Origin of the sequence: Gemmobacter fulvus (genome assembly GCF_018798885.1) — a bacterium.
Taxonomy (GTDB): Bacteria; Pseudomonadota; Alphaproteobacteria; order Rhodobacterales; family Rhodobacteraceae; genus Gemmobacter; species Gemmobacter fulvus.
In genome coordinates this window covers 3,277,196-3,300,385 of sequence record NZ_CP076361.1, presented here as the reverse complement: position 1 = coordinate 3,300,385, position 23,190 = coordinate 3,277,196, and the positions used below count along the sequence as shown (strand labels likewise).

Sequence of the window (23,190 nt, the reverse complement as noted above, 5' to 3'; positions counted from 1 at the left end):
GCTGCTCAGCCGCGCTCAACCCTCACGCGGCTTCCTGCCGGAAGTGTTACATCGCCGTGAACAACCATCCGCTCGGCCGCCGTCAACTCGGCCAGCCACAGCGCCAGCGCCACCGGCTCGCGCGAATGCGGACCGTCCACCGCGTCCAGCACCAGCTTCGAAGGCGCCCAGACGATCATCTTGCCATGTTTCATCGCCCAGTCGATCTCGGTCCGGGTCGCCACCACAACGCAGCGGTCATCGCGCGCAGCCAGGGTCCAGGCGTTCTGTTCGATGGCCAGCAGGTCGATGCGGCGCTGCGTCGGTTTGTGCCCTGTGGTCGCGCGCGGAAAATCGGGCAGGCCCACTGTCAGGATCACCGGCAGGCCCCGCGCCTGCAAGGCATCCAGCCGCGCTGCCAGATCGGCGGCGGCAATCGTCGCATTATCAAAATAGGCCACCAGCGGATGCAGCGCCGTCATGTCGCCATCCTGCCCCAGCGCGTTCAGCGGTGCAGCGGCACGCGAACGCACGATTTCCACCCCAAGCGCCCCCGGACCGCGATCCAGCTTTTCGATCCGCACGAAGGCGCGCATTGCCTGCGGTTCGTCCAGCACCCGCTCTGCCACCTTTTCGGCCAGCGTTTCCAGCAGGTTGAGCCGTTCTTCGGCCAGTTCGGCGGCGATGGCCTCGGTGATCCGGTCATACGACAGGATCCGGTCCACATCGTCATCGACCGGGGCCGGATGCGGGCGCACCTCGACAACCACATCAAAGCGCAGCCGCTGCTTATGGCCGCGCTCTTGCTGGAAGGCACCGATATCGGCCTCGACAATATGGTCGCGCAAGGAAATGCGGTCGCGCGGATCGGCACTGGCCGAGGCGGCGGCGCGCTCTTCGGGATGTGCAAAAGCAAGGCGGATATCGCTGGTCATGGTCGCCCTCCGGGCCGCAGAACTGAGGCGACTCTAGCCGCATCCGCCGCGCTATGCCCTGCCCGCCAGCGGCAGGCAAGGCCCAAGACCCGACATTGCGGCGGTTCTGACCCGCTCAGGGCCGATAGAACAGATGCGCGCCAATGGCCGCCGTGCGCGCAAAGCTGCGCGACCAACTGGGCCGCACGCCCACGGTGTGAAAATGCGTGGCCCCCTGGGTCAGCGCGCGCGGCGCGCCGTCCAGCATCAGCCGGGCAATCTTGCCCGCCCGGGTCCAGGCGGCCTTTTCGCTCACCCGGTCGGATTTGCCATCACAGGTGAAAGAAAACTGGCACCCGCCGCCGCCGCCCTGATTGACCACGCCACAGACGGAGCGCGGATAGGCCGGGCTGTCGACCCGGTTCAGGATCACTTCGGCGACCGCGAACTGCCCCTTGATGGTTTCCCCCCGCGCCTCGTGATACAGCGCGTTGGTCAGGCACTGCCATTGTGCATCCCCCGAAGCCGTCGGCGCGGTATCCACAAACGACGAATCGTAGCGGATGAGCTTCGGCTCGGAAATCTCTGGCAGAGCTGTCTTTTTCACTTTGCGGGGTGTCGCCACCCCATCGGCCAGCGCGGCAAGCCGCATCGGCGCAACCTGATCCAGTGCCGTCCGTTCCACCCCCAGAAGCGAGGTCATCCTCCCCCCCAAAGAGGCTGTTGGATCGTTCGACTGGCTCACCGTGACATCGGCGAAGGCCGCTCCTCCCAGGACAAGCGAGGCCGCAGCGGCCGCCGTCCAGCTTTGTAGCAAGCGCATTAACGTGTGTTCCCGGTCTATTTCAGCGCCGCCCGCGACGGGAAAAACACCCCTGTCACCGGCAACAGTCGCGGGGCTTAGACCAGAAATACCCTGTGAGTCCAGTCTTGTGGCAAAATTGCCACAATGAATCGGTTAATTTTGCGCGGAAATCAGCCGAAGCACTTTTAAAAACTGCAAGTGGAATCTTGCACCGATACAAGGCTGCGCGTTGATATTGCACATAAAATTGTTACCTTGGGTCAGTTAGCGCCAGATGCGCCGCCGCCAGCCGGGCCAAGGGCACACGGTAGGGCGAACAGCTCACATAATCGAAGCCGGCCTTACGGCAGAAGGCGATTGATTCGGGATTTCCGCCATGTTCACCACAAATTGAGAGGGTCAGGTCTGCCCGAGTCGCACGGCCCCGTTCCGCCCCGATCAGCAGCAATTCCCCCACCCCGTCCACGTCCAGAATATGGAACGGATCTTCGGGAAAGACACCTTGCTGAACGTAGGTGTTCATGAAACGTCCCGCATCATCCCGGCTCAGACCATAGGTCATCTGCGTCAGGTCATTGGTCCCGAATGACAGGAAGGCGGCATGTTGCGCAATCTCGCCCGCGCGCAGCGCCGCGCGCGGTGTTTCCACCATCACACCCAGCCGATAGTCGAAGGCCACCCCGGTCTTGCTGCGCACGGCGGCGGCCAGCGCGTCGATGCGGCCCTTGACCAGCTCCACCTCGCGCCGCGCCGAAACCAGCGGGATCATGATCTCGGGCACCACCGGCGCGCCCTTGCGCACCGATTCCACCGTGGCCTCGAAAATCGCGCGGGCCTGCATGTCATAGATTTCCGGCAGCACCACGCCAAGCCGCACCCCGCGCATCCCAAGCATCGGGTTGAACTCGGCCAGCGCCTCGGCCCGGCGCGTCACCTCGGACAGCGGACGGTCCAGCGCCTCGGCCAACTCACGCAGACCTTCGCGGGAATGTGGCAGGAATTCATGCAGCGGCGGGTCGAACAGCCGGATGCAGACCGGCAGGCCCGACATGATCTCGAACAGCTGCCCGAAATCCGCGCGCTGCATCGGCAGCAGGCGCGTCAGGGCGGCGGCCCGGTCGGCGGGCGTATCGGCAAAGATCATCTCGCGCATGGCGACCAGACGGTCTTCGTCAAAGAACATATGTTCGGTGCGGCAGAGGCCAATGCCCTGCGCGCCGAAATCGCGCGCCGTCTGCGCATCGGTCGGGGTGTCGGCATTGGCGCGGATGCCGATGTCACGAAAGCCATCGGCCCAGGCCAGCAATTGCCGGAACGCATCATCCTGCGCCGGGGGCAGCATGTCGGTGGCCCCCACCAGCGCCTCGCCGGTGGTGCCATCCACGGTGATGATATCACCTTCGCGAAACAGGCGGCCATCGCGGGCGACGAGCTTTTTATCCTTTGTATCCAGACGGATATCGGATGCACCCACGATACAGGGCAGGCCCAGCCCCCGCCCGATCACCGCCGCGTGGCTGGTCATGCCGCCGCGCTCGGTCAGCACGGCCACTGCCGAATGCATGCCGCGAATATCCTCGGGCGCGGTTTCACGCCGCACCAGCACGCAGGGCTCACCCCGCGCGGCAAAGGCCTGCGCCGCCTGCGACGAAAACGCGATCCGCCCGGTGGCCGCGCCCGGCGACGCCGCAATGCCGCGCACGAACACATCCCTTGCGCCGCGCGGATCGACCTGCGGGTGAAGCAGTTCCGACAGCGCGCGCGGTTCCACCCGCAGCACCGCCTCTTCGGGGGTGATCACGCCATCCTTGGCCAGAGCCACCGCGATTTTCAGCCCGGCCCGCGACGAGCGCGCCACCTTGACCGCATCCAGAACCGACAGATGCCCGTCCTCGATGGTGAATTCGATCTGCATCTCTTCGCGCAGCTTCTGGCGGCAGATTGCGCCGTGGCGGGTCAGCGCGGCAAAAATCTCGGGCGCGAGATCCTCCAGCGACGGGCCGCGCTTGTCACGCGTCAGATAGATCGCTTCGGTTTTCGACAGCGCATCGCGGCCCTGACTTTGCCCCAGATAGCGCCCCTTGATCAGCGGATCACCCGTGACCGGATCGACAAACTGCATGACACCCGAGCCGGAAATGCCCTGCCCGATGCCCTGCGCCATCTGTTGCACCACCAGCCCCAGCGCCGCTTCGGCAGGCGCACCCTTTGCCTGACGCAGCAGGCGGGCGGTCGTGCCTTCCCAGGCGCGGGCCATGGAGCGCAGCACATCGGCCAGTTGCCGGGCCGGATCTTCGGGAAAGGCCTCATCCATTTCAGACTGATAGCTGCGCAGCGCATCGCGCAGCGACTGGGCAGAGGGCTCCACCCCTTCGAACATGTCCGGGTCCAGCCGCGCCACATGGATCGCATAGCCCTGCACGAAACGCAGATACAGCGCATCTGCCGCCGCCTGCCCATGGGTTTCAGCCAGCCGCGCATGGCGCGCGGCGTTGAAGCCGATGTTTAAAATGGTGGCGGGGCCGCCCCAATCGGGGTTCTCCGGCGAAGGGCGCACCGAAATCAGCGGGTCGCTGCCGAAATGCGCGAGGATCGCCGGGCAATCCACCATCTGCCCCGAGGCGATGGCCCGCACGGTTGCCGCAGGCAGCGCCACCGTGCCCGGCACCGGAAGATCAAGGCGAACCAGCCGTTGCAGACATTTCGCGCGCCAGCCGTGGCTGGGCGTGGTGATCCGGGCCGAGGGGGTGATGGTGGTGAAATCGGTAAGAAGATCGTGTTTCTGCACTGCGGCACCCTTTGGTTCGCGGGCAGAATACGCTTATCGCAAGGTGGTGCAAGCGATAGTGGGGGCGAGGCGTCATTTGCACAAGGTCCGGTGGTTTGCCAAGGGCCGTGGCGGGAACGACCGGTAGGTTTTTACGGAAAGGCCGGGGGCTTTGCCCCCGGACCCCCAGGATATTTGGACCAAGATGAAAGCCCGCCGGGGCGGTCAGCCTTCGACTTTGGTCAGATCGGCCACCTGGGCCACCAGCGTGCGGATGCGGTGCAGCAGGTTGAGCCGGTTGCGGCGCACGATCTGATTGTCGCTGTTCACCTGAACGGCGGTGAAGAAGGCGTCGATCGGGGCGCGCAGTTGGGCCATGGCGGCCATGGCGGCGGCGAAATCTTCCTGGGCCATTGCCGGTTTGATTGCGGCCTCGCCTGCGTCGAGGGCGGAGAAGAGGGCGCGTTCTGCGTCGGTTTCGGCGAATTTCGGATCGGCGCCGAAGGAATATTCCACGCCATCCCTGGCCTCGGCCTGGGTCAGGATGTTGTTGGCGCGTTTGAAGCCTTGCAGCAGGTTGGTGCCATCCTCGGTCTTGAGGAAGGTTTGCAGGGCTTCGGCGCGTTTCACCAAGAGGGTGAGATCGTCATTGCCGGGCATGGCGAGGCAGGCGTCGATCACATCGTGGCGGATGCCCTGGTCGCGGAGGAAGACTTTGAGGCGGTCATGGAAGAATGAGAGGAGGCTAACTTCATCGCGCTCGGCTTCAAAATTGATCTTATGCGTTTCTTTGAGCGCCGACGCTTCATCAAATTTGCCCTGTGCCTCTAGGGAACGTGAGGCCAAATCTACGACAAGGAATTTCTTGAAGTTCCTGAGCATTGCGGCAGCGTGCTCGATGCTACCGCCTTCCCGATTGGACCAACGAGCAATCCATTCCTCTTGTGTGCCAGACGCCAACTTGTCGAACGCTCGATCCAAGAGGTCGAGAATTGCTTTCGCAAATACTGACTCAAACCCAACCCGCACCCCATTCCCCAGCACCAGCCGGATCACGCCCAACGCCGCGCGGCGCAGGGCGAAGGGGTCTTTGCTGCCGGTGGGTTTCTCGTCGATGGCCCAGAAGCCGGTCAGCGTGTCGATCTTGTCGGCCAGCGCCACGGCGACCGAGACGGGATCGCTGGGCACGGCATCCGAGGGGCCGAGCGGCGAGTAATGGTCGCGGGCGGCGTTGGCGATGGCTTCGGGTTCGCCCGCCTCCAGCGCGTAATAGCGGCCCATGGTGCCTTGCAGTTCGGGGAATTCACCGACCATGGCCGAGCGCAGGTCGAGCTTTGCCAGTTTCGCGGCGCGTTCGGCCTGGTCCGCCTCCGCGCCGACCAGCGGCGCAATGTCGCGCGCCAGAGCGGCAATGCGGGCGATGCGGTCGGACTGGCTGCCCAGCTTGTTGTGGAAGGTCACGGCTTTCAGCCCGTCCTCCCAGGCCGCCATGCCGGTTTTCGCCTCGCGCAGGTCATTCTCCCAGAAGAATTTCGCATCTGAAAGCCGGGCCGACAGCACCTTGAGGTTGCCCTTCAGGATGGTCGCGCCGTGGTCGGCGGTTTCGCGGTTGGCGACGGTCACGAAGCCTTCGATCCGGCCGGTTTTCGGGTTTTTCACCGAGAAGAACTTCTGATGTTCGCGCATCGAGGTTTGCAGCACCTCGGGCGGCAGGCCGAGGAAGGCCTCGCCAATCGCGCCCAGCAGTACCACCGGCCATTCGACCAGTCCGGCCACTTCGGTCAGCAGGCCTGCGTCGGGCACGACCTCAAGACCCCGTGCAAAGGCCTGATTTTGCGCGTCATTCCAGATATGTGCCTCGCGTTCGGCGCTGTCGAGCATCACGAAGGCGCGGCGCAGCTTGGCGGCGTAATCGTCAAAGCCGGTCACGCTGAACCGGGCGGGGGCCATGAAGCGGTGGCCGCCGGTGCTGTTGCCCGCCACGATGCCGTCGACTGTGAGCGGCACGACCTCGGCCCCGCCTTCGTCCGACAGCAGGCAGAGGATCGAATGCAGCGGGCGCACCCAGCGCAGGCTGCCCGTGCCCCAGCGCATGGATTTCGGCCAGGGGAAGCTGCGGATGGTGCGGTCCAGCACCTCGGCCACGATCTCTGCCGCCTTGCGGCCCGGCTTTTCGACCACGGCGTAATAGGTCTGGCCCTTTTTTTCGTCGCGCGCCTCAAGCTGATCCAGCGTCAGCCCGGTGGCGCGCAGGAAGCCGTCAATCGCCGCAGCGGGGGCATCGGTTTTCGGGCCCTTGCGCTCTTCGCGCACGGGGCGGCTTTCGGCGGTCAGGCCGGTGAGGCTGAGCACCAGACGGCGCGGCGTCGAGAAGGCGCCAGCCGAGTCATAGGTCAGCCCGGCCTCGACCAGACCATCCGTCACCAGTTTCTTCAGATCCTCGCGCGCCCGGCCCTGCATCCGCGCCGGAATTTCCTCGGAGAAGAGTTCAATCAGCAAATCGGGCATGGGTCAGTCTTTCAGCGAAGCGTTGAGCTGGTGCCAGGCATAGGCGCTGCCATCGGGGAATACCGCGACAACACGATCGACACCCGGGGCGATTTCGGGTTCCGACAAAAAGGCAATGGCCTCGCCGGTTTCCAGGGCCGTGCCGATCTTTTCGGCGTTGAAACAGTCGAACCAGCCGGGGGCGACCAGCGGTTCGGCGGCGTCATAGACCTTGTAGGTTTCGGTCAGCATGCCCTGCGACATCGGCGTGTGGAAACAGGCACGGAAGCGCAGCGGCGACGAGCTGGCGTCGATGCCCTGCACGTTTTCGGCCAGAATGACCTCGGGCGCGTCGCCGATGATCGGGGTCAGGCGGATCTCGGCGCCCGGCTCGAACCGCACGGGTTCGTAGAAGGCATAGATCTGGAGGTAATAGAGGGCGATGCCCGCAATCGCTGCTATCATGACCAAGCCTATCGCAATTATCTTGCCGCTCATATCAGTGCCAGTTCCAGTTGACGACAGGCTTTGTCCAGCCTGCCGTGGCCGCACGCAACGCATCGGTGCGGCGGGCCAGCGCGGGGATGCCGCGTTCGTGCGTCTCGATGAAGATATGGCCGATGCGCGCGGCAGCCCCGCTGGCCAGCAGCGCCTCCATCAGCGGCACTTCGGCCCCTTCGATGTCGATCTTCAGCAGCGCCACATCGCGGTCAAGCTCGCGCAGGAAGCGGGTGAAATCAATCACCTGCACCGGGATCGCCTGCCCGCCCGCCACATTCGCCTTGCCCGCGATGATGGAGGAGGATTTGGTGCGCGTATCGGGGGCCTCGTCAAAGGCGGCATGGCGATAAAGCGTGATCTCGCCATCCTGATCGCCCGCCGCCGCAGCCATCAGCGTGACATTGGTATAGGGACGCAGCGCGGCTTGCAGCAGGCCGAAGGCATGGGGATCGGGCTCGAACGCAATGACATCCGCGCCGGTCTCGGCCATCGGGCGGGTGAAGCGGCCGACATTGGCCCCCAGATCAATCGCCAGATCGCCGGGCCGCAAACCGGCGACGGCGGCCAGAAACGCGCGCCGCGCCTGCGCCTTGTCAAACCGGCGTTGCAGGGTGACAGTGCGCCACAGATGACGCAGCCGCACCCGCCAGCGTTCGTGGTCCAGATCGCCACTCATGCCGCGACGCCGCCCCCGGCGACTTCGGTCTGCACGAAGGCATCGGCGCATTGCTTGGCCAGCGCCCGCACCCGCCCGATATAGGCCTGACGTTCGGTGACCGAGATCACGCCGCGCGCGTCCAGCAGGTTGAACAGGTGGCTGGCCTTGATGCACTGGTCATAGGCGGGATGCGCCATGATGATGCGGCGGCCTGCCTTGTCCAGCTCCGGTGCGGCGAGAATGCGTTCGCATTCGGCCTCGGCATCCTTGAAATGCTGGAACAGCATGTCGGTATCGGCCTGATCGAAGTTCCAGCGGCTGTATTCCTGTTCGGTCTGGCGGAACACGTCGCCATAGGTCAGCGCAATCGGCGCATCGGGGTTGTTGAACGGCATGTCCATGACGTGATCGACGCCCAGCACATACATGGCCAGCCGCTCCAGCCCATAGGTCAGCTCGCCCGACACCGGGCGGCAGTCATGTCCGCCGACCTGCTGGAAATAGGTGAACTGGCTGACTTCCATGCCATCGCACCAGACCTCCCAGCCCAGCCCCCAGGCGCCCAGCGTCGGGCTTTCCCAGTCATCCTCGACAAAGCGGATGTCATGCAGATCGGTGTCGATGCCAATGGCCTTGAGCGAGCCGAGATAGAGGTCTTGCAGATCGGGCGGCGAGGGTTTGATCAGCACCTGATACTGGTAATAATGTTGCAGGCGGTTCGGGTTCTCGCCATAGCGCCCGTCGGTCGGACGGCGCGAGGGCTGCACATAGGCGGCGGCCCAGGGTTTGCTGCCAAGGCTGCGCAGGGTGGTGGCCGGATGGAAGGTGCCTGCCCCCACCTCCATGTCATAGGGTTGCAACACGGCGCAGCCCTTGTCGCCCCAATAGGTCATCAGGCGCAGGATGATTTCCTGAAAGCTGCGGGGCGGATTGGATGCAGACATGGCAGACCTCACTGACGGGCCTTTGGCACGGGCCGGTTCAAAGCTGTGTCTCCAATAGGCAGAAGGCGCGAAAGGGTCAATGCGGCCCTGCTCGCGCAACTGTCAGAATTCCGCAGCCACAGCCTGTTTGCACTGGCACGCGCCCGCGTGTAACGCTGCAGGCAATGGGACGTGACGGGATAGTGACCGCAATGAAACAAGTGATTTTTCTGCTCGGGCTGGTGCTGATGATGGGCATCGGGCAGGCCGCGCAGGCACAACAGCAGCTCTGGCTTCAGATCGAGGCGCAGCCGACCCTGCGCGAAGCCGAAGACCGCGCGCGCGCCTATTCGGCGCTGTTTCCCGATGTGGCCGGGTTTGCCACCGGCGGCGGCTGGTATGCCATCGCCCTTGGCCCCTATCAGGACCGCGCGGCGGCGGCGGTGCGCCTGTCGCAGCTGAAACGCGAGGCGCTGGTGCCGGGCGACAGCTATATTGCCGAAGGCCGCAGCTTCGGCCAGCCGTTCTGGCCCGTCGGCATGGACACGCAACCGGCCCTGCCCGCCGCGCCGTCAGCGCCTGTGCCGGACACGCCCATTCTTGAAACCCCGCTGGCGGATGCACCTGCCCCCACAGCGCCGGTGGCCGAAGCCCTGCCCGCCCCGGAACCCGCTGTCATCCCGCAGGAAACCCTTGCCGAAGCCCGCGCCGCCGAGGCCGCGCTTTCGGGCACCGACCGGCAATTGCTGCAAACCGCCCTGCAATGGTTCGGCTTCTATGATGCCAGGATCGACGGCGCCTTTGGCCCCGGCACCCGCAAGAGCATGGCCGCCTGGCAAGAGGCCAATGCGGTGGAGCCGACCGGCGTGCTGACCACCCTGCAACGCGAAACGCTGGTGGCGGCCTATGGCCAGGCACAGGCGGAACTGGGTCTGGCCACCGTGACCGAGGCCGAAGCCGGGATCGAGATCACCCTGCCCACTGCGCTGGTGGAATTCGACCATTACGAGCCGCCCTTCGTGCATTACCGCGAAAAGGCCGCCTCGGGCGTCAAGGTCATCCTGATTTCGCAACCGGGCGACCAATCGACGCTTTATGGCCTTTATGACGTGCTGCAAACGCTGGAGGCCGTGCCGCTGCAGGGTGAACGCTCGCGGTCCGAGCGCAGCTTTACCATCGACGGGCGCAATGGCGGCGTGGCAAGCCATACCTATGCCGAACTCTCCAAGGGGCTGGTGAAGGGCTATATGCTCGTCTGGGATCCGAAGGATGACGCGCGCATGGAACGGGTGCTGGCGGCGATGAAGTCCAGCTTCCGGTCGCTGGGCGACAAGGCACTGGATCCCGGTCTGGTGCCGCTGCCCGAAGAAAGCCGCCGCGGCCTGCTGTCCGGTCTGGAAGTGCGCCGCCCCGAACTGTCGCGCTCGGGCTTTTATGTCGATGCCAATGGCACCGTGCTGACCACGCATGAGGTGGTGGAGGGCTGCAACCGCATCACGCTGGATCTGCGCAGCGAGGCAGAGGTGATCTTTACCGATGCCACCTCGGGTCTGGCGCTGGTGAAACCGAAACAGCCGCTGTCGCCCCCCGCCGTGGCCGAACTGCTGACCGGCCAGCCGCGTCTGGGGCAGGAAGTGGCGGTGTCGGGTTACAGCTATGAAGACACCCTGCCCGCGCCCACCCTGACCTTCGGCACGTTGGAGGACATGAAGGGGTTGGATGGCGAGGCCGGCATCACCCGTCTGTCGATGGAAACCCTGCCGGGCGATGCGGGTGGGCCGGTGCTCGATGGTGCGGGCGCGGTGATCGGCATGTTGCTGCCGCGCAATGAGGCCAGCGCACGCAAGCTGCCGCTGGAAGTGTCATATGCTGCGCAGGCCGCCAATCTGGCCAAACGCCTGACCGAAGCGGGCGTGCCGCCGCGGGCCGCCAACCGCCAGGGGGCGCTGGCCCCCGAGGATCTGAACCGGCTGGCCGAGGGCATGACGGTTCTGGTGTCCTGCTGGTAAGCCCGCGCGCCGGATCGCAGAAAGGGCCGCCCTGATCGGGGCGGCCCTTTTCATGCGTTCCCCGGCCAGTCGCCCCGGTCAGTCGCCCCGGTCAGTCGCCCCGGTCAGTCGCGCCAGAACCGCGCCATCAGCAGCACATAGACCGACAGCAATTCCAGCCGCCCCAGGATCATGCCGAGGATCATCAGCCATTTGGCAGCCAGCGGAAAGGCATCCACCGCCCCGCTCGGCCCGACCTCTGCCCCCCAGACCGGGCCGATATTGGCAATCGCGGTCCAGGCCCCGGTCAGCGCCGCGCGGTCCGACAGGCCCGCCAGCGCCAACCCCACCACCAGCGCGCCAAAGGTCAGCACGAACATGGTGAAAAACACGATGACCGAATCCAGCACGTCATCGGTGACCGGCTGGCCCTGATAGCGCATCTGGTGAATGGCGCGCGGCTGGCGCAGGCGGCGCAGCTGGATACGCACCGCCTCGATCACGATCAGATACCGGAACACCTTGACCGAACAGACGGTTGACGAGGTGCAGCCACCGATCAGCCCGACCGTCAGCAGCACCACAAAGGCAAAGCCGCCCCAGGCCGTCACATCGACCGAGGCATATCCGGTGCCGGTCATGATGGTCACGACGTTGAACGCCGCCTCGCGCAGCATGTACAGCGCATCCGCCCCCTGCCGCCACATCGTCACCGCCACGATGCCAAGCGCCGCATAGCCGATCCAGCGCAGGAAGGCGCGCACCTGCCCATCGCGCCACAGCGGCAGCACATCGCCCCGCATCACCTGCACATAGCGGATGAACGGCAGCGAGGCGAGGATCATGAACAGCGTCGCCGCCACCTGCGGCGCGCCGAGATAGGCGCCAAAGCTGATGTCATAGCTGGAAAAGCCACCCGTCGACACGCAGGTCAGCGCATGGACCACCGCATCGAAGCCGCTCATGCCAAGCCAATGGAACACCATCGCACAAGCGACTGTCAGGCCAAGATAAATCTGGATCAGGGCCACCGAGATCTCGAAGGCGCGGGGCAGGATCTTGCCCAGCGTGTCAAAGCCCTCGCTGCGGAAGAACTGCATGCCGCCGACCTTCATCACCGGCAGGAAGATCAGCGCCACGATCACGATGCCCAGACCGCCCAGCCATTGCAGCATCGCCCGCCACAGATTGGTGCCCATCGGCAGATGATCCAGCCCCGGCGCGCCGGTCATCCGGTCCGGGCCGATCACAGTGGTGCCGGTGGTGGTCATGCCCGACACCGCCTCGAAATAGGCGTCGGTCAGGCCAAGCTGCGGCGCGCCCATCATCAGGGGCAGCGCCCCGAAGGCAGGCAGGATTACCCAGACCGCCGTGGTCAGCACAAAGGATTGTTTCAGCGTCAGCCCGGATCCCATGGCATTGGCACAGGCCAGCGCCAGCACTCCGCCCGACACGCCGGTCACCGCCCCGGCATAAAGAAACGCGAGCCAGTTGCCATGGCCGGTGAAGCGGTCCAGCCCCATCGGCAACAGCATCAGTGCCGCTAAGGCGACCAGAAGCAGACCCAGAACATGACCGACAGGACGCAGATCCACCATGGCCCGACACTCGCCCCCGACAGCCCGACTGTCAACCGCGCCAGAAACGCGGCAGCACCAGAACAAAGATCGCCAGAAGCGACAGCCGCCCCAGCAGCATGGTGACGATCATCACCCATTTGGCCAGCACCGGGAAGTCGATATAGGTGCCGGTCGGGGCCACCATCGGGCCGATCCCATAGCCGATATTGCCCAGCGACGACCAGATGCCGAACAGCGACGATTGCAGATCGACACCCGCCAATGTCATCGCCACGCTCAGCACGCCGATCAGCAGGATATAAGAGGTCACAAACATCGTGACCCCGTTCAGCGTTTCAAAATCAATGGCGCGGCCCGCATAACGCACCGGCTCCACCCGATGTGGAAGGGCGATCTTGCGCACCTGCGCGCGCACCGCCCCCATCGCCACCTGCACCCGGAACACCGTCAGCGCGCCGGAGCTGGAGCCGGAACAGCCGCCGATCACCCCGACGACAAAGGCCAGCACCAGTGCAAACCCGCCCCATGCGGCAAAACTGCCGGAAAAGAAGCCGGTGCCGGTCATGATCGACACCATATTGAACAGGGTTTCGCGGAAGGCGGGTTCCAGCGCCATGTCGCTGCTCAGCACGCGCCAGCCCGTCACCACCAGCACAAAAACCGCCATCCACACGAGGTAAGAGCGGACCTGCGGGTCGCGCCACAGCGCATCCTTGCGGCCGGTGACCATCTGCACATAACGGATATAGGGCAGCGCCGCGATGGCCATGAAAAACGCCCCCGCATATTCGCCCGCGCCCGGATACACGCTGAACGAGCTGTCCTGCGGTGAAAAGCCCCCGGTGGCGATGGTGGCAAAGGCATGGACCACCGCATCCAGCGCCGACATGCCGATGGCCTTGTACACCAGCAGGCAGGCCACCGTCAGCCCGGCATAGACCCCCACCAGCGACAGCGCAATGTCACTGGCGCGCGGCAGGATCTTGCCAAAGGTATCAAACCCCTCGGTGCGGAAGAACTGCATCCCTCCCACCCGCATCACCGGCAGGAAGATCATCGCAATAAAGGCGATGCCCAGCCCGCCCAGCCAGTTCAGCATGCCGCGCCACAGGTTCATGCCCGCCGGCTGGTCAGCCAGCCCCACGATCACCGTCGATCCGGTGGTGGTGATGCCCGACACCGCCTCGAAATAGGCGTCGGTAAAGCCCAGCCCCGGCGCGCCCAGCATCATCGGCAAGGCCCCGGCCAGCGGCGTCAGCACCCAGATGCCGAAGGTCAGCAGAAACGCGGTGCGGATGTCAAAGGCGCGCCCCAGCGAGCCTTGGGTAGAGAGGACCACAAGCCCGCCCACGCCAGATGTGATCAGCGCCGATTGCAGCATGGCTTCGGCATTGCCGTTCTGCAACGCCCAGTCCAGCCCCGCCGGAACAAGCATCAGCCCGCCCAGAAGCAGCAGCAGACGGCCAAGGATATGGGCAACGGGCGCAAGGTCGATCATGGTGCGCCAGACCTCTGACGTGGCCGCGCTTTTGTCAAGCGCAGCCACCGTCCTGCCCTCAGCCGATGTGGAACAAGGTGCCAAACAGCCGCGGATCGAGGCTGGCTTGCGCAAAGGTCGGGCCAGAGGTCAGCACGCTGACCGCATCATGGCTGTGCAGGCTTTCCTGATGGCTGGCGACCACGCGAAAATCCCCGATGCGCGGATCGGATTGCAGTTGGGCACAGAACAGCCGCGCCGCATCCTCGACAAAGATCGGGTTGGCGGCATTGAGCTCGGCAAATGCCTGCTCATCCTCGCGCTTCACCATCACCTGCGTTTCGGTCGGCACGGCGTCGCGGCAGAGCGCGATCAGATCCTCGAACCACAGGCAGCGGCCCGGTTGCTGCACCACCGAAATCCGCGCGACCGAGCGTTGCGAATGCGGCGTGGCCAGTTGCCCGCGCATGCGCCGCGCATGTTCCGAAAGCTCCAGCGAGCAGGGGCAGGTGCTGGAATAGACGTAATCCAGATGCATGATCTTCAGGCGTTCGCCTGCCCGATCCACCAGTTCCAGCGCGATGTCATAATATTGCCAGCCGCTGAGGCCCGAGCGCAGCGATTGCACCTTCACCGGAAAGCTGAACCGCATCTGGATGCGCGCATCAAAGCTTTCCAGATCGCGTTTGTAATCTTCCAGCGCGTGTTCGATCACCTCGAAGCTGAAATCGCGTTCGGCATGGGCATAGAACGACCGCATGATGCGGCTCATGTTGATGCCCTTCTTCTCCGCCTCAAGGCTGACGGTGCCGGTCACGCTGGTTTCCAGCAAGACCTCGCCCGCATCGCGGGTGCGATAGCGGATCGGCAGGCGGAAATTGGAAATGCCGACATGCTGGATCTGCGTGCGCGCGCCCCGGATCAGGCTGGCCGGGCCATTTTGCAGATCGGGCAGAGTGTCCTTGTAGGCGGCATCCACCTGAAATTCTGCCGGATAATCACGGCTCAGATCGGGATAGCCATCCCCGGCCAAGGCGCGTGCTGCCGGATCGACCGCCGCAATTTCGGCATCGGTGGCTTTGCCCGCCCATTGGCGCAGCACCGCAAGAGCGGCCTCGGCCTCTTCACGGCTGGGTTTCCGGTCGATTTCCGGCGTATGGATATTCATCGCGCGCCCCCCTGCATCGGTCTTGGCATATGCCATGGTCGCAGGGCTATCATATGGGGCATTTTGCACCGATATCCAACCCTTGCCGCTGTTTTACGGCACAAAGCCGACATCGGATCACCCAAGGACAAGAAAGCACGAGGCCGCTTTGCGCGCCACCGGACGAAGCGCCAGGGCGCTTCGTCCGGGGTGTTCAGGCCCGGCCCCCTCAGACGGCAGCGAGGGCGCGGGTCAGATCGGTGATCAGATCCTCGGCATCTTCCAGGCCGACCGACAGCCGGATCAGGCCTGGCGTGATGCCAAGGCTGTCTTTCTGCTCTTGCGACAGGCGTTGGTGCGTGGTCGTCGCCGGATGGGTGGCGATGGATTTGGCATCGCCCAGATTGTTGGAAATCTTGATGATTTCCAACGCGTTCATAAAGCGGAACGCCGCATCCTTGCCGCCCGTCACGTCAAAGGCAATCATCGTCCCGCCCGAGCCCATCTGCGCCATGGCCAGATCATGCTGCGGATGGCTGTCCAGCCCCGGATAGATCACCTTCGACAGGCCGGGATGCGTGGTCAGCGCGGCGGCGATCCGCGCCGCACTGTCGGCCATCGCCCGGCAGCGCAGATCCAGCGTCGCCATGCCATTGAGCATGATCCACGCCGTGAACGGGCTCATCGAGCCGCCCGTGTGTTTCATGTAAGGCTCGGCCACCTTGCGGATGAACTCGGTGGTGCCGCAGATCACGCCCCCCAGCGCCCGGCCCTGCCCGTCAATGTGTTTCGTGGTCGAATAGACCACCACATCCGCGCCCTGATCAACGGCGCGCGAAAAGATCGGCGTGGCAAACACATTGTCCACGATCACCAGCGCGCCGACGGCATGGGCAATCTCGGCCACGCCACGAATATCCACCAGCTCCAGCGTCGGGTTCGACATGCTTTCAAAGAACACGGCCTTGGTATCGGGCCGCACCGCCGCGCGCCATTGCGCGAGATCAGCCCCGTCGACAAAGGTGACCTCGACGCCATAGCGCCCCAGAACCTCTTCGAGGATATAAAGACAGGAGCCGAACAGCGCCCGCGCCGAGACCACATGATCCCCGGCCCGCAGCATCGACACCAGCGCACCATTCACCGCCGCCATGCCGCTTGCGGTGGCAAAGGCATCCTCGGTGCCTTCAATCGCGGCAATCCGCTCTTCAAAGCTGCGCGTGGTGGGGTTGCCATACCGGGCATAGATGAACTCATCCTCGCCCGCCTTCAGAAAGCGCGCCTCGGCGCTTTCGGCGGTGGGATAGGCAAAACCCTGCGTCAGAAAGATCGCTTCGGCCATCTCGCCATATTGGCTGCGGCGGCTGCCCTCATGCACCAGCGTGGTGCGTGTTTTCCAAGTGTTGCTCATGTTCCGTCCTCCGGACAAAGAAAAACCCCGAAGACCGAAAGGCTTCAGGGTCGATCCCTTGCCCTTTTAGCGGTTTGTTTAACGTGGCCCGCAATCCGGTCACAAAGCGCCACGGATGTGGCCTTACTCCCGGCTCGCGCAAAGGTCAACGCCATGTGGCTTGCCTGCACCGGCCCGATGCGCTTTCATCGCCGCAAAAAGGAGCTGCCATGACCATCGACCTGCATTACTGGCCCACGCCCAATGGCCACAAGATCAGCATCGCGCTGGAAGAGCTGGGCCTGCCCTATACGGTCAAACTGGTGAACATCGGCGCGGGCGATCAGTTCAAGCCCGAGTTTCTGGCGATTGCGCCCAACAACCGCATGCCCGCGATTGTCGATCCCGATGGCCCGGATGGGGCCCCGATCGCCATCTTTGAATCCGGCGCCATCCTGCAATATCTGGCCCGCAAGACCGGCCAGCTCTATGGCCGCAGCGAACGCGAGCGGGTGGCGGTGGATCAATGGCTGATGTGGCAGATGGGCGGTGTCGGGCCGATGGCCGGACAGGCGCATCACTTTCTGAAATACGCGCCGCAGATGGATCCGCCGCAGGTGCTGCCCTATGCGCAGGACCGCTATCGGCGCGAGGTCGGGCGGCTTTACGGCGTGCTGGACCGGCAACTGGCGGACAAGAGCTTTGTCACGGGTGACAGCCTGACCATCGCCGATATCGCGATCTGGCCCTGGGCGATGGGCTGGGAAGGCCAGCAGCAGAGCCTCGACGACAAGCCGCACCTCGCCCGCTGGCTGGAGGCGCTGGCGGCGCGCCCGGCATTTCAGAAGGGCCGCGCCGTGGGAGCCGAAGCCCGCCAGCCGGTCATGGACAAACAGGCGATGGACATGCTGTTCAAACGCTGACCCCCTCCCCGGTCAGAGCGGATCAATATCGCCTTCCGCGCGCTGCGCGTGGAAGGCGGCGACAAAGCCCGCGAGATTCCCGGCGGCAATCGCATCGCGCAGACCCTGCATCAGCTCCTGGAAATAATGCAGGTTGTGCCAGGTCAGCAGCATCCCCGAAATCATCTCTTGCGCCTTGAACACATGATGCAGATAGGCGCGGCTGTAGTTGCGGCAGGCCGGGCAGGTGCAATGTTCATCCAGCGGACGCGGGTCGTCCTGATGGCGGGCGTTCTTGATGTTGACCTGCCCGCGCCGCGTCCAGGCCTGCCCGGTGCGCCCTGAGCGCGAGGGCAGAACACAATCCATCATGTCGATGCCCCGCTCTACCGCGCCCACGATGTCATCGGGTTTGCCCACCCCCATCAGATAGCGCGGTTTGTCCTGCGGCAGGAAGCCCGGCGCATAATCCAGCACGCCGAACATCGCCTCTTGCCCCTCGCCCACGGCCAGACCGCCCACCGCATAGCCGTCAAAACCGATGGCCTGCAGCGCTTCGGCCGATTCCGCGCGCAGCTCGCGGTTCACGCCGCCCTGCATGATGCCGAACAGCGCATGGCCGGGCCGGTCGCCAAAGGCATCGCGCGACCGCTGCGCCCAGCGCATCGACAGCCGCATGGATTTCGCCACCGCCTCATCCGTGGCGGGCAAGGCCGGACATTCATCGAAACACATCACGATGTCAGAGCCGAGCAGCTTCTGGATCTCCATGCTGCGTTCGGGCGACAGCATGTGTTTGCTGCCGTCGATATGGCTGGAGAAGCGCACACCCTCTTCGGTCAGCTTGCGCAGCGAGGCGAGGCTCATCACCTGAAACCCGCCGGAATCGGTCAGGATCGGGCGTTGCCAGTTCATGAACTGATGCAGCCCGCCCAGCCGCGCGATGCGTTCGGCGGTGGGGCGCAGCATCAGGTGATAGGTATTGCCCAGCAGGATATCCGCCCCAGTGGCGCGCACCGATTCCGGCAGCATTGCCTTCACCGTGGCGGCGGTGCCCACCGGCATGAAGGCCGGGGTGCGGATCTCGCCGCGCGGGGTGGAAATGACCCCGGTGCGGGCCAGACCATCCGTGCCGTTGATCTGGAATGAGAATTTACCGTCCATCGCGCCACCTCTGTTGCAGCGGGCCTTTTGGGCGAAAATCGCGCCTTTGCCAAGCCGGATCAGCGCCGCCCGTAATAGAGCCCGACCACATGCTCGGCCTCGGCAAAAAACAGCCAGCGCGCGGCAGAGGCCCCCAGCAGATGCAGCGCCACCGCCAGCGCCACCATGGCGGGGCCATTGCCCAGCGCGATCAGCAGCGCGGGCAGCAACCCGGCGCAGATCACCGCAATCGCCCGCAGCCGCCGTGCATGTTTGCGCCCGACGACAAAGATCATCTCGCGCGTCAGGTAATTGCTGCCGGTATGCGGCTGTTCAAACACGGCGGCATGGCGCAGCCCGGTGGCTGTGGCCAGATCATGCCCCCGCGCCGCAAACCGCCCGTCGCCCAGACGAAAGCTGATAGTCAGCAGCACCGACAGCGCCAGCCCCAGCGGCACCGCCAGCAGGCGTTCCGCCGCAAGCAGGCTGCCGCCCGTCAGGCTGACCCCCAGAAACAGCGCGACGGTGGTCCAGTGATTCCAGCGCGGCACGGTTTTCAGCTGGGCATAGATCATCGCCGTGCACAGCACGGTCAGCAGCGCCAACCCCGCCCCCGCCACGCCAAACAGCCGCGGCCAGCCAAGCCCGAGCCAATCGCTCAAGGCCTGAGGCGCAAGCAACAGCAGCGTGGCAACCGCAGCGCATCCCTCGCGCGACAACCAGCTGCTGCGCCATTGGCTGAAGGCGCGCCATGCGCGGTCGGGCCGCCCCAGATGGAAGGTGGAGGCCAGCAGCCCTATCACGGACAGCGCATAGCCAAGCCCCCATGCCAGAAAGGCGCATCCGCCCTGTGGCTGCACAATACCAAAACCCAGCAGGGCCAGATAACCAAAGCCCAGACCTGACAGCACGGTGAACAGGATGACGGAAGGAGCCGGGTTCATGGCAGTTTCCCCAGCAGCCGGTCCAGCCAGCCCGCAAGGCCAGTGGCCTGCACATCCAGCAACGGCTCCAGCAGGCTGCGCTGCGGGGCATCCTTGCGCCGGGGCGGCAGGTATTTATTGGTGGGCCGCGTCGCCTGTTCGGGCATCAGATCATACCCCCCGCGCTCTGCCACCAGCTTGCTGACCGCGCTGTCAGGATCGGCCAGATCACCGAAATGCCGCGCGCCCGTCGGGCAGGTGCGCACACAGGCGGGCTCGCGATCCTCTTCGGGCAGGGTTTCGTTATAGATGCGGTCCACGCAGAGCGTGCATTTCTTCATCACCCCCGCCGCCTGATCCAGTTCGCGCGCGCCATAAGGGCAGGCCCAGGCACACAGGCCGCAGCCGATGCAGGCGGCCTCGTTCACCAGAACGATGCCATCCTCGACCCGCTTGTAACTGGCCCCGGTGGGGCAGACGGTCACGCAGGGTGCATCGGCGCAATGCAGGCAAGAGCGCGGAAAGTTCACGATCTGCGGCGCGGCATCATCGGGTGTCAGCTGATAGCTGTGCACCCGATTGAGGAAGGTGCCGGAGGGATCAGCCCCGTAAGGATCCTGATCCGACAGCGCAACCCCATATCCCTGATCGTTCCAGCCCTTGCAGGCGGTCACGCAGGCATGACAGCCGACGCAGGTGTCAAGGTCGATCACAAGGCCCAGCGCCCGGTCGGTCTTGCCCGGCAGACAGGTCATGCTGTGTCCTTTCCCGAAGTGCCCAGCAACCGGCTGAAAAACCCGGCCAAGGGTTTGGCCTGCGCCTGATCCGCTCCGCGCCCGCCGCCTGCGCGCGGCGGATCGGGCAGCGGCGCGAAAGCGGGTTGCGACCCGGTCTGCGGTGCGGCCTTCTCGATCCGCACCCGCAGATCGAACCACGCCGCCTGCCCCGTCACCGGATCCGAGTTCGACCAGCGCAGCCCATCGCCGCGTTCCGGCAAAAGCTCTGAAATCAGCGGGTTGAGCAGAAAGCCCCTTGTGGCCTCGGGGGCGTAGGCGTCCAGTCCCCAGGCGTGCTTGCGTTTGCCGATGGCGTTCCAGGTCCAGACCGTATGCTCATTCAGCGCCGCCATATGCGCCACCGGCACCACGATCTCGCCATTGCGCGAGGTGACGCGCGCCCAATCGCCTTCGGCAAAGCCATGCGCCTGCCAGAGTTTCGTCGGCAGATACAGGGGATTGTGCCCATGGATCTGGCGCAGCCAGGCGTTCTGGCTGCCCCAGCTATGATACATCGCCATCGGGCGCTGCGTCAGGGCATGGATCGGATACTCGCCCGCATCATCCAGCGGCGGATACCAGACGGGCAGCGGGTCCATCGCCAGCTTCAGCCGCGCCCGCAGCGCATCGGGTGGCTGGATCGGGCCATGCCCTTCGGCGGCCAGTTGAAAGCGGCGCATCGGCTCTGACAGGATCGAGAACAGATAGGGCTGCGGGCTGTCGTAAAACCCCATCTCCACCGCCCAGTCCTGATAGGCGCTGTTCCACGGTTTGAAATAGGCGGCATCTTCCGGCACATGCGCCTGAAAGAAACCGCCGTTTTCGATATAGCGCGCCAGTTGATCGGGGTTGGGGGCGCCGCGCCCGGTCTCCTCGCCGCTGCCACGATAGCCCATCAATGGCCCGACACCGGGGCGGCGCTGATGGCGGGTGATGTAATCGGCGTAATCGGCGTACAGCGGCTGCCCCTCGGCATCGACAAAGCCGGGCAGGCCCAGCCGCGCGCCCAGATCAATCAGCACCGACTGGAAGCCGCGCACATCGCGGTCCGGCTCCACCACCGGCCAGCGGATCGCATCACCCGCCGCCCCCGGTTCGGAAATCGGGCGGTCCAGCAGGCTGATGCAATCATGCCGCTCCAGATAGGTGGTATCGGGCAGGATCAGATCGGCATAGGCCACCATTTCCGACGCATAGGCATCGGAATAGATGATGTGCGGAATGGCATAGGCCCCGTCCGCCCCCGTCCGGGTCAGCATCTCCATCACGGCGGCGGTATTCATCGACGAATTCCACGCCATGTTCGCCATATACAGAAACAGCGTGTCGATCGGATAGGGATCGCCCGCCACCGCATTGGGGATCACCATATGCATCAGCCCATGCGCCGACAGCGGGTTTTCCCAGCTATAGGCCTTGTCGATCCGCGCCGGGCGGCCATCGGGATGCAGACACAGGCTTTCCGGCCCCCGCACATAGCCCAGATGCGGCCCGTCCAGCGGCGCGCCGGGCGTCACCCGGAAATGCGGGCTGGGATGCGCCTCGACGGGTTTGGGATAGGGCGGCTTGAAGCGATAACCGCCCGGCGTTTCCACCGTGCCCAGCAGGATTTGCAGCAGATGCAGCGCGCGCGCGGTCTGAAACCCGTTGGAATGGGCCGAAATGCCACGCATCGCATGAAAGCTCACCGGGCGACCGATCATGCGCGCATGTGCGTTGCCGCGAAAATCGACCCAGGGCCGCTCCAGCACGACTGGCGCGCCAAAGGCCACCTCGGCCAGCTCTGCCGCCAGCCCGCGGATCCGCGCCGCCGGAATGCCCACGCGGTCGGCCACCGCCTCGGGGGCATAGTCGGGGGCAAGATAGCGTTCCGCAAGATGCCGGAACACCGTGCGATGCCCCTGCCATGTGGCACCCAGATCGGGCTGCACATCGCGGCCATCCCAGCTTGCAGGCATCCCGCTGCGCCGGTCGATCACAAAGGGCTGGCGTTCGGCGTTTTTCAGCAGCAGGCCATGTTCCGCCCCCGGATCTTCGTTCACCAGACAGGCGGCATTGGTCCATTGCGCCAGATAATCGAGATCGACCTTGCCCGCCTCCAGCAGGCAATGGATCAGCGCGAGGATCAGCAGCCCGTCGGTGCCGGGCGTCACCCCATACCAGTCGTCCGCCACCGCGTTATAGCCGGTGCGGATCGGATTGACGCCGATCACCTTGGCCCCCCGCGCCTTCAGCTTGCCCAGACCGATCTTGATCGGGTTGCTGTCATGGTCTTCGGCCACGCCGAACATGACGAACAGCTTCGTATGCTCCCAATCCGGCTGGCCGAACTCCCAGAACGCGCCGCCCATGGTGTAGATGCCCGCCGCCGCCATATTGACCGAGCAGAACCCGCCATGCGCCGCGTAATTGGGCGTGCCGAACATCTGCGCCCAATAGCCGGTCAGGCTCTGGCTCTGGTCGCGCCCGGTGAAAAAGGCGAAACGCTCGGGCGCGGTGTCGCGCAGCGGTTTCATCCAGCTGACCGCCAGCGCCAGCGCCTCGTCCCAGCTGATTTCCTCGAAGGCACCCGACCCGCGCGGCCCGACCCGGCGCAAGGGCGCGCGCAGCCGCGACGGGGCCGTCACCTGCTGGATCCCCGAGGCCCCCTTGGCACAGAGAACCCCCTTGTTCACCGGATGGTCGCGATTGCCCTCGAGATAGCTGACCGCGCCGCTTTTCAGATGCACATTGATGCCACAGCGGCAGGCACACATGTAACAGGTGGTGCGGCGGATCTCGTCCGACACCGGGGGCGACAGGTCGATCTGCGGTTGCGGGGCCAAACCTT

General features: G+C 64.9%; 17 protein-coding genes and 1 riboswitch. Of the genes, 2 read left to right on the top strand and 15 right to left on the bottom strand.

What is annotated here, in order from left to right; all coding sequences use genetic code 11:
* Nucleotides 1-5: 5 nt before the first annotated feature.
* The 7 genes from KM031_RS16005 to KM031_RS15975 form a co-directional block, all read right to left on the bottom strand.
* Nucleotides 6-914: a dihydroneopterin aldolase gene (locus KM031_RS16005; protein WP_215504461.1), complete on the bottom strand. Its 909-nt coding sequence runs from the start codon at nt 912-914 to the stop codon at nt 6-8.
* Nucleotides 915-1,029: 115 nt separating this feature from the next.
* On the bottom strand, nt 1,030-1,716 hold the full coding sequence (locus KM031_RS16000; RefSeq protein ID WP_215504462.1) for a cell wall hydrolase: 687 nt from the start codon (nt 1,714-1,716) through the stop codon (nt 1,030-1,032).
* Between the two features lie 232 nt (nt 1,717-1,948).
* Nucleotides 1,949-4,486, bottom strand: a complete 2,538-nt coding sequence (locus KM031_RS15995) for a putative PEP-binding protein (RefSeq protein ID WP_215504463.1) — start codon at nt 4,484-4,486, stop codon at nt 1,949-1,951.
* A 204-nt stretch (nt 4,487-4,690) separates the two neighbouring features.
* Complete coding sequence (gene glyS / locus KM031_RS15990) at nt 4,691-6,973, bottom strand: glycine--tRNA ligase subunit beta (RefSeq protein ID WP_215504464.1); 2,283 nt, start codon at nt 6,971-6,973, stop codon at nt 4,691-4,693.
* Nucleotides 6,974-6,976: 3 nt separating this feature from the next.
* Nucleotides 6,977-7,450 (bottom strand): DUF6446 family protein, encoded by a 474-nt coding sequence (locus tag KM031_RS15985; protein ID WP_215504465.1) that lies wholly within the window; start codon nt 7,448-7,450, stop codon nt 6,977-6,979.
* 1 nt (nt 7,451) lies between these two features.
* Nucleotides 7,452-8,129, bottom strand: coding sequence for an FkbM family methyltransferase (locus KM031_RS15980; RefSeq protein ID WP_215504466.1), 678 nt, complete (start codon nt 8,127-8,129; stop codon nt 7,452-7,454).
* Nucleotides 8,126-9,055 carry a glycine--tRNA ligase subunit alpha gene (locus KM031_RS15975; RefSeq protein ID WP_215504467.1) on the bottom strand — a complete coding sequence of 310 codons (930 nt, stop codon included), beginning with the start codon at nt 9,053-9,055 and terminating at the stop codon, nt 8,126-8,128. The genes KM031_RS15980 and KM031_RS15975 overlap by 4 nt, the downstream gene beginning before the upstream one ends.
* Nucleotides 9,056-9,246: 191 nt before the next feature.
* On the opposite strand from KM031_RS15975, the gene KM031_RS15970 reads away from it, so the two are divergent.
* A complete protein-coding gene (locus tag KM031_RS15970; RefSeq protein WP_215504468.1) occupies nt 9,247-11,043 on the top strand; it encodes a trypsin-like peptidase domain-containing protein in 1,797 nt (598 codons plus the stop codon).
* A 104-nt stretch (nt 11,044-11,147) separates the two neighbouring features.
* Here KM031_RS15970 and KM031_RS15965 read toward each other — a convergent pair whose 3' ends face one another.
* The 4 genes from KM031_RS15965 to metZ all read right to left on the bottom strand — a co-directional run bounded on the left by KM031_RS15965 (nt 11,148) and on the right by metZ (nt 16,637).
* Complete coding sequence (locus KM031_RS15965; protein WP_215504469.1) at nt 11,148-12,620, bottom strand: TrkH family potassium uptake protein; 1,473 nt, start codon at nt 12,618-12,620, stop codon at nt 11,148-11,150.
* A gap of 31 nt (nt 12,621-12,651) precedes the next feature.
* On the bottom strand, nt 12,652-14,148 hold the full coding sequence (locus KM031_RS15960; protein WP_260692004.1) for a TrkH family potassium uptake protein: 1,497 nt from the start codon (nt 14,146-14,148) through the stop codon (nt 12,652-12,654).
* 10 nt (nt 14,149-14,158) lie between these two features.
* Complete coding sequence (gene folE2 / locus KM031_RS15955) at nt 14,159-15,247, bottom strand: GTP cyclohydrolase FolE2 (protein WP_215504470.1); 1,089 nt, start codon at nt 15,245-15,247, stop codon at nt 14,159-14,161.
* A gap of 208 nt (nt 15,248-15,455) precedes the next feature.
* A complete protein-coding gene (metZ, locus tag KM031_RS15950) occupies nt 15,456-16,637 on the bottom strand; it encodes an O-succinylhomoserine sulfhydrylase (RefSeq protein WP_215504471.1) in 1,182 nt (393 codons plus the stop codon).
* A gap of 45 nt (nt 16,638-16,682) precedes the next feature.
* A riboswitch (SAM riboswitch) is annotated at nt 16,683-16,760 on the bottom strand.
* A gap of 86 nt (nt 16,761-16,846) precedes the next feature.
* On the opposite strand from metZ, the gene KM031_RS15945 reads away from it, so the two are divergent.
* Entirely contained in the window at nt 16,847-17,539 is a 693-nt protein-coding gene (locus tag KM031_RS15945) for a glutathione S-transferase N-terminal domain-containing protein (protein WP_215504472.1), read from the top strand.
* 12 nt (nt 17,540-17,551) lie between these two features.
* On the opposite strand, the gene tgt is transcribed toward KM031_RS15945, so the two are convergent.
* From tgt to KM031_RS15925, 4 genes are read right to left on the bottom strand one after another with little or no spacing between them, the layout of a single operon-like run.
* Nucleotides 17,552-18,682: a tRNA guanosine(34) transglycosylase Tgt gene (gene tgt / locus KM031_RS15940; RefSeq protein WP_215504473.1), complete on the bottom strand. Its 1,131-nt coding sequence runs from the start codon at nt 18,680-18,682 to the stop codon at nt 17,552-17,554.
* A gap of 59 nt (nt 18,683-18,741) precedes the next feature.
* Entirely contained in the window at nt 18,742-19,605 is an 864-nt protein-coding gene (locus KM031_RS15935; RefSeq protein ID WP_215504474.1) for a dimethyl sulfoxide reductase anchor subunit family protein, read from the bottom strand.
* Entirely contained in the window at nt 19,602-20,339 is a 738-nt protein-coding gene (locus tag KM031_RS15930) for a 4Fe-4S dicluster domain-containing protein (protein WP_215504475.1), read from the bottom strand. The genes KM031_RS15935 and KM031_RS15930 overlap by 4 nt, the downstream gene beginning before the upstream one ends.
* The gene (locus tag KM031_RS15925; RefSeq protein ID WP_246566906.1) at nt 20,336-23,185 is read right to left on the bottom strand and encodes a molybdopterin oxidoreductase family protein; all 2,850 of its coding nucleotides are present in this window, start codon (nt 23,183-23,185) and stop codon (nt 20,336-20,338) included. Before KM031_RS15925 ends, KM031_RS15930 begins: the two co-directional genes overlap by 4 nt.
* Nucleotides 23,186-23,190 lie beyond the last annotated feature (5 nt).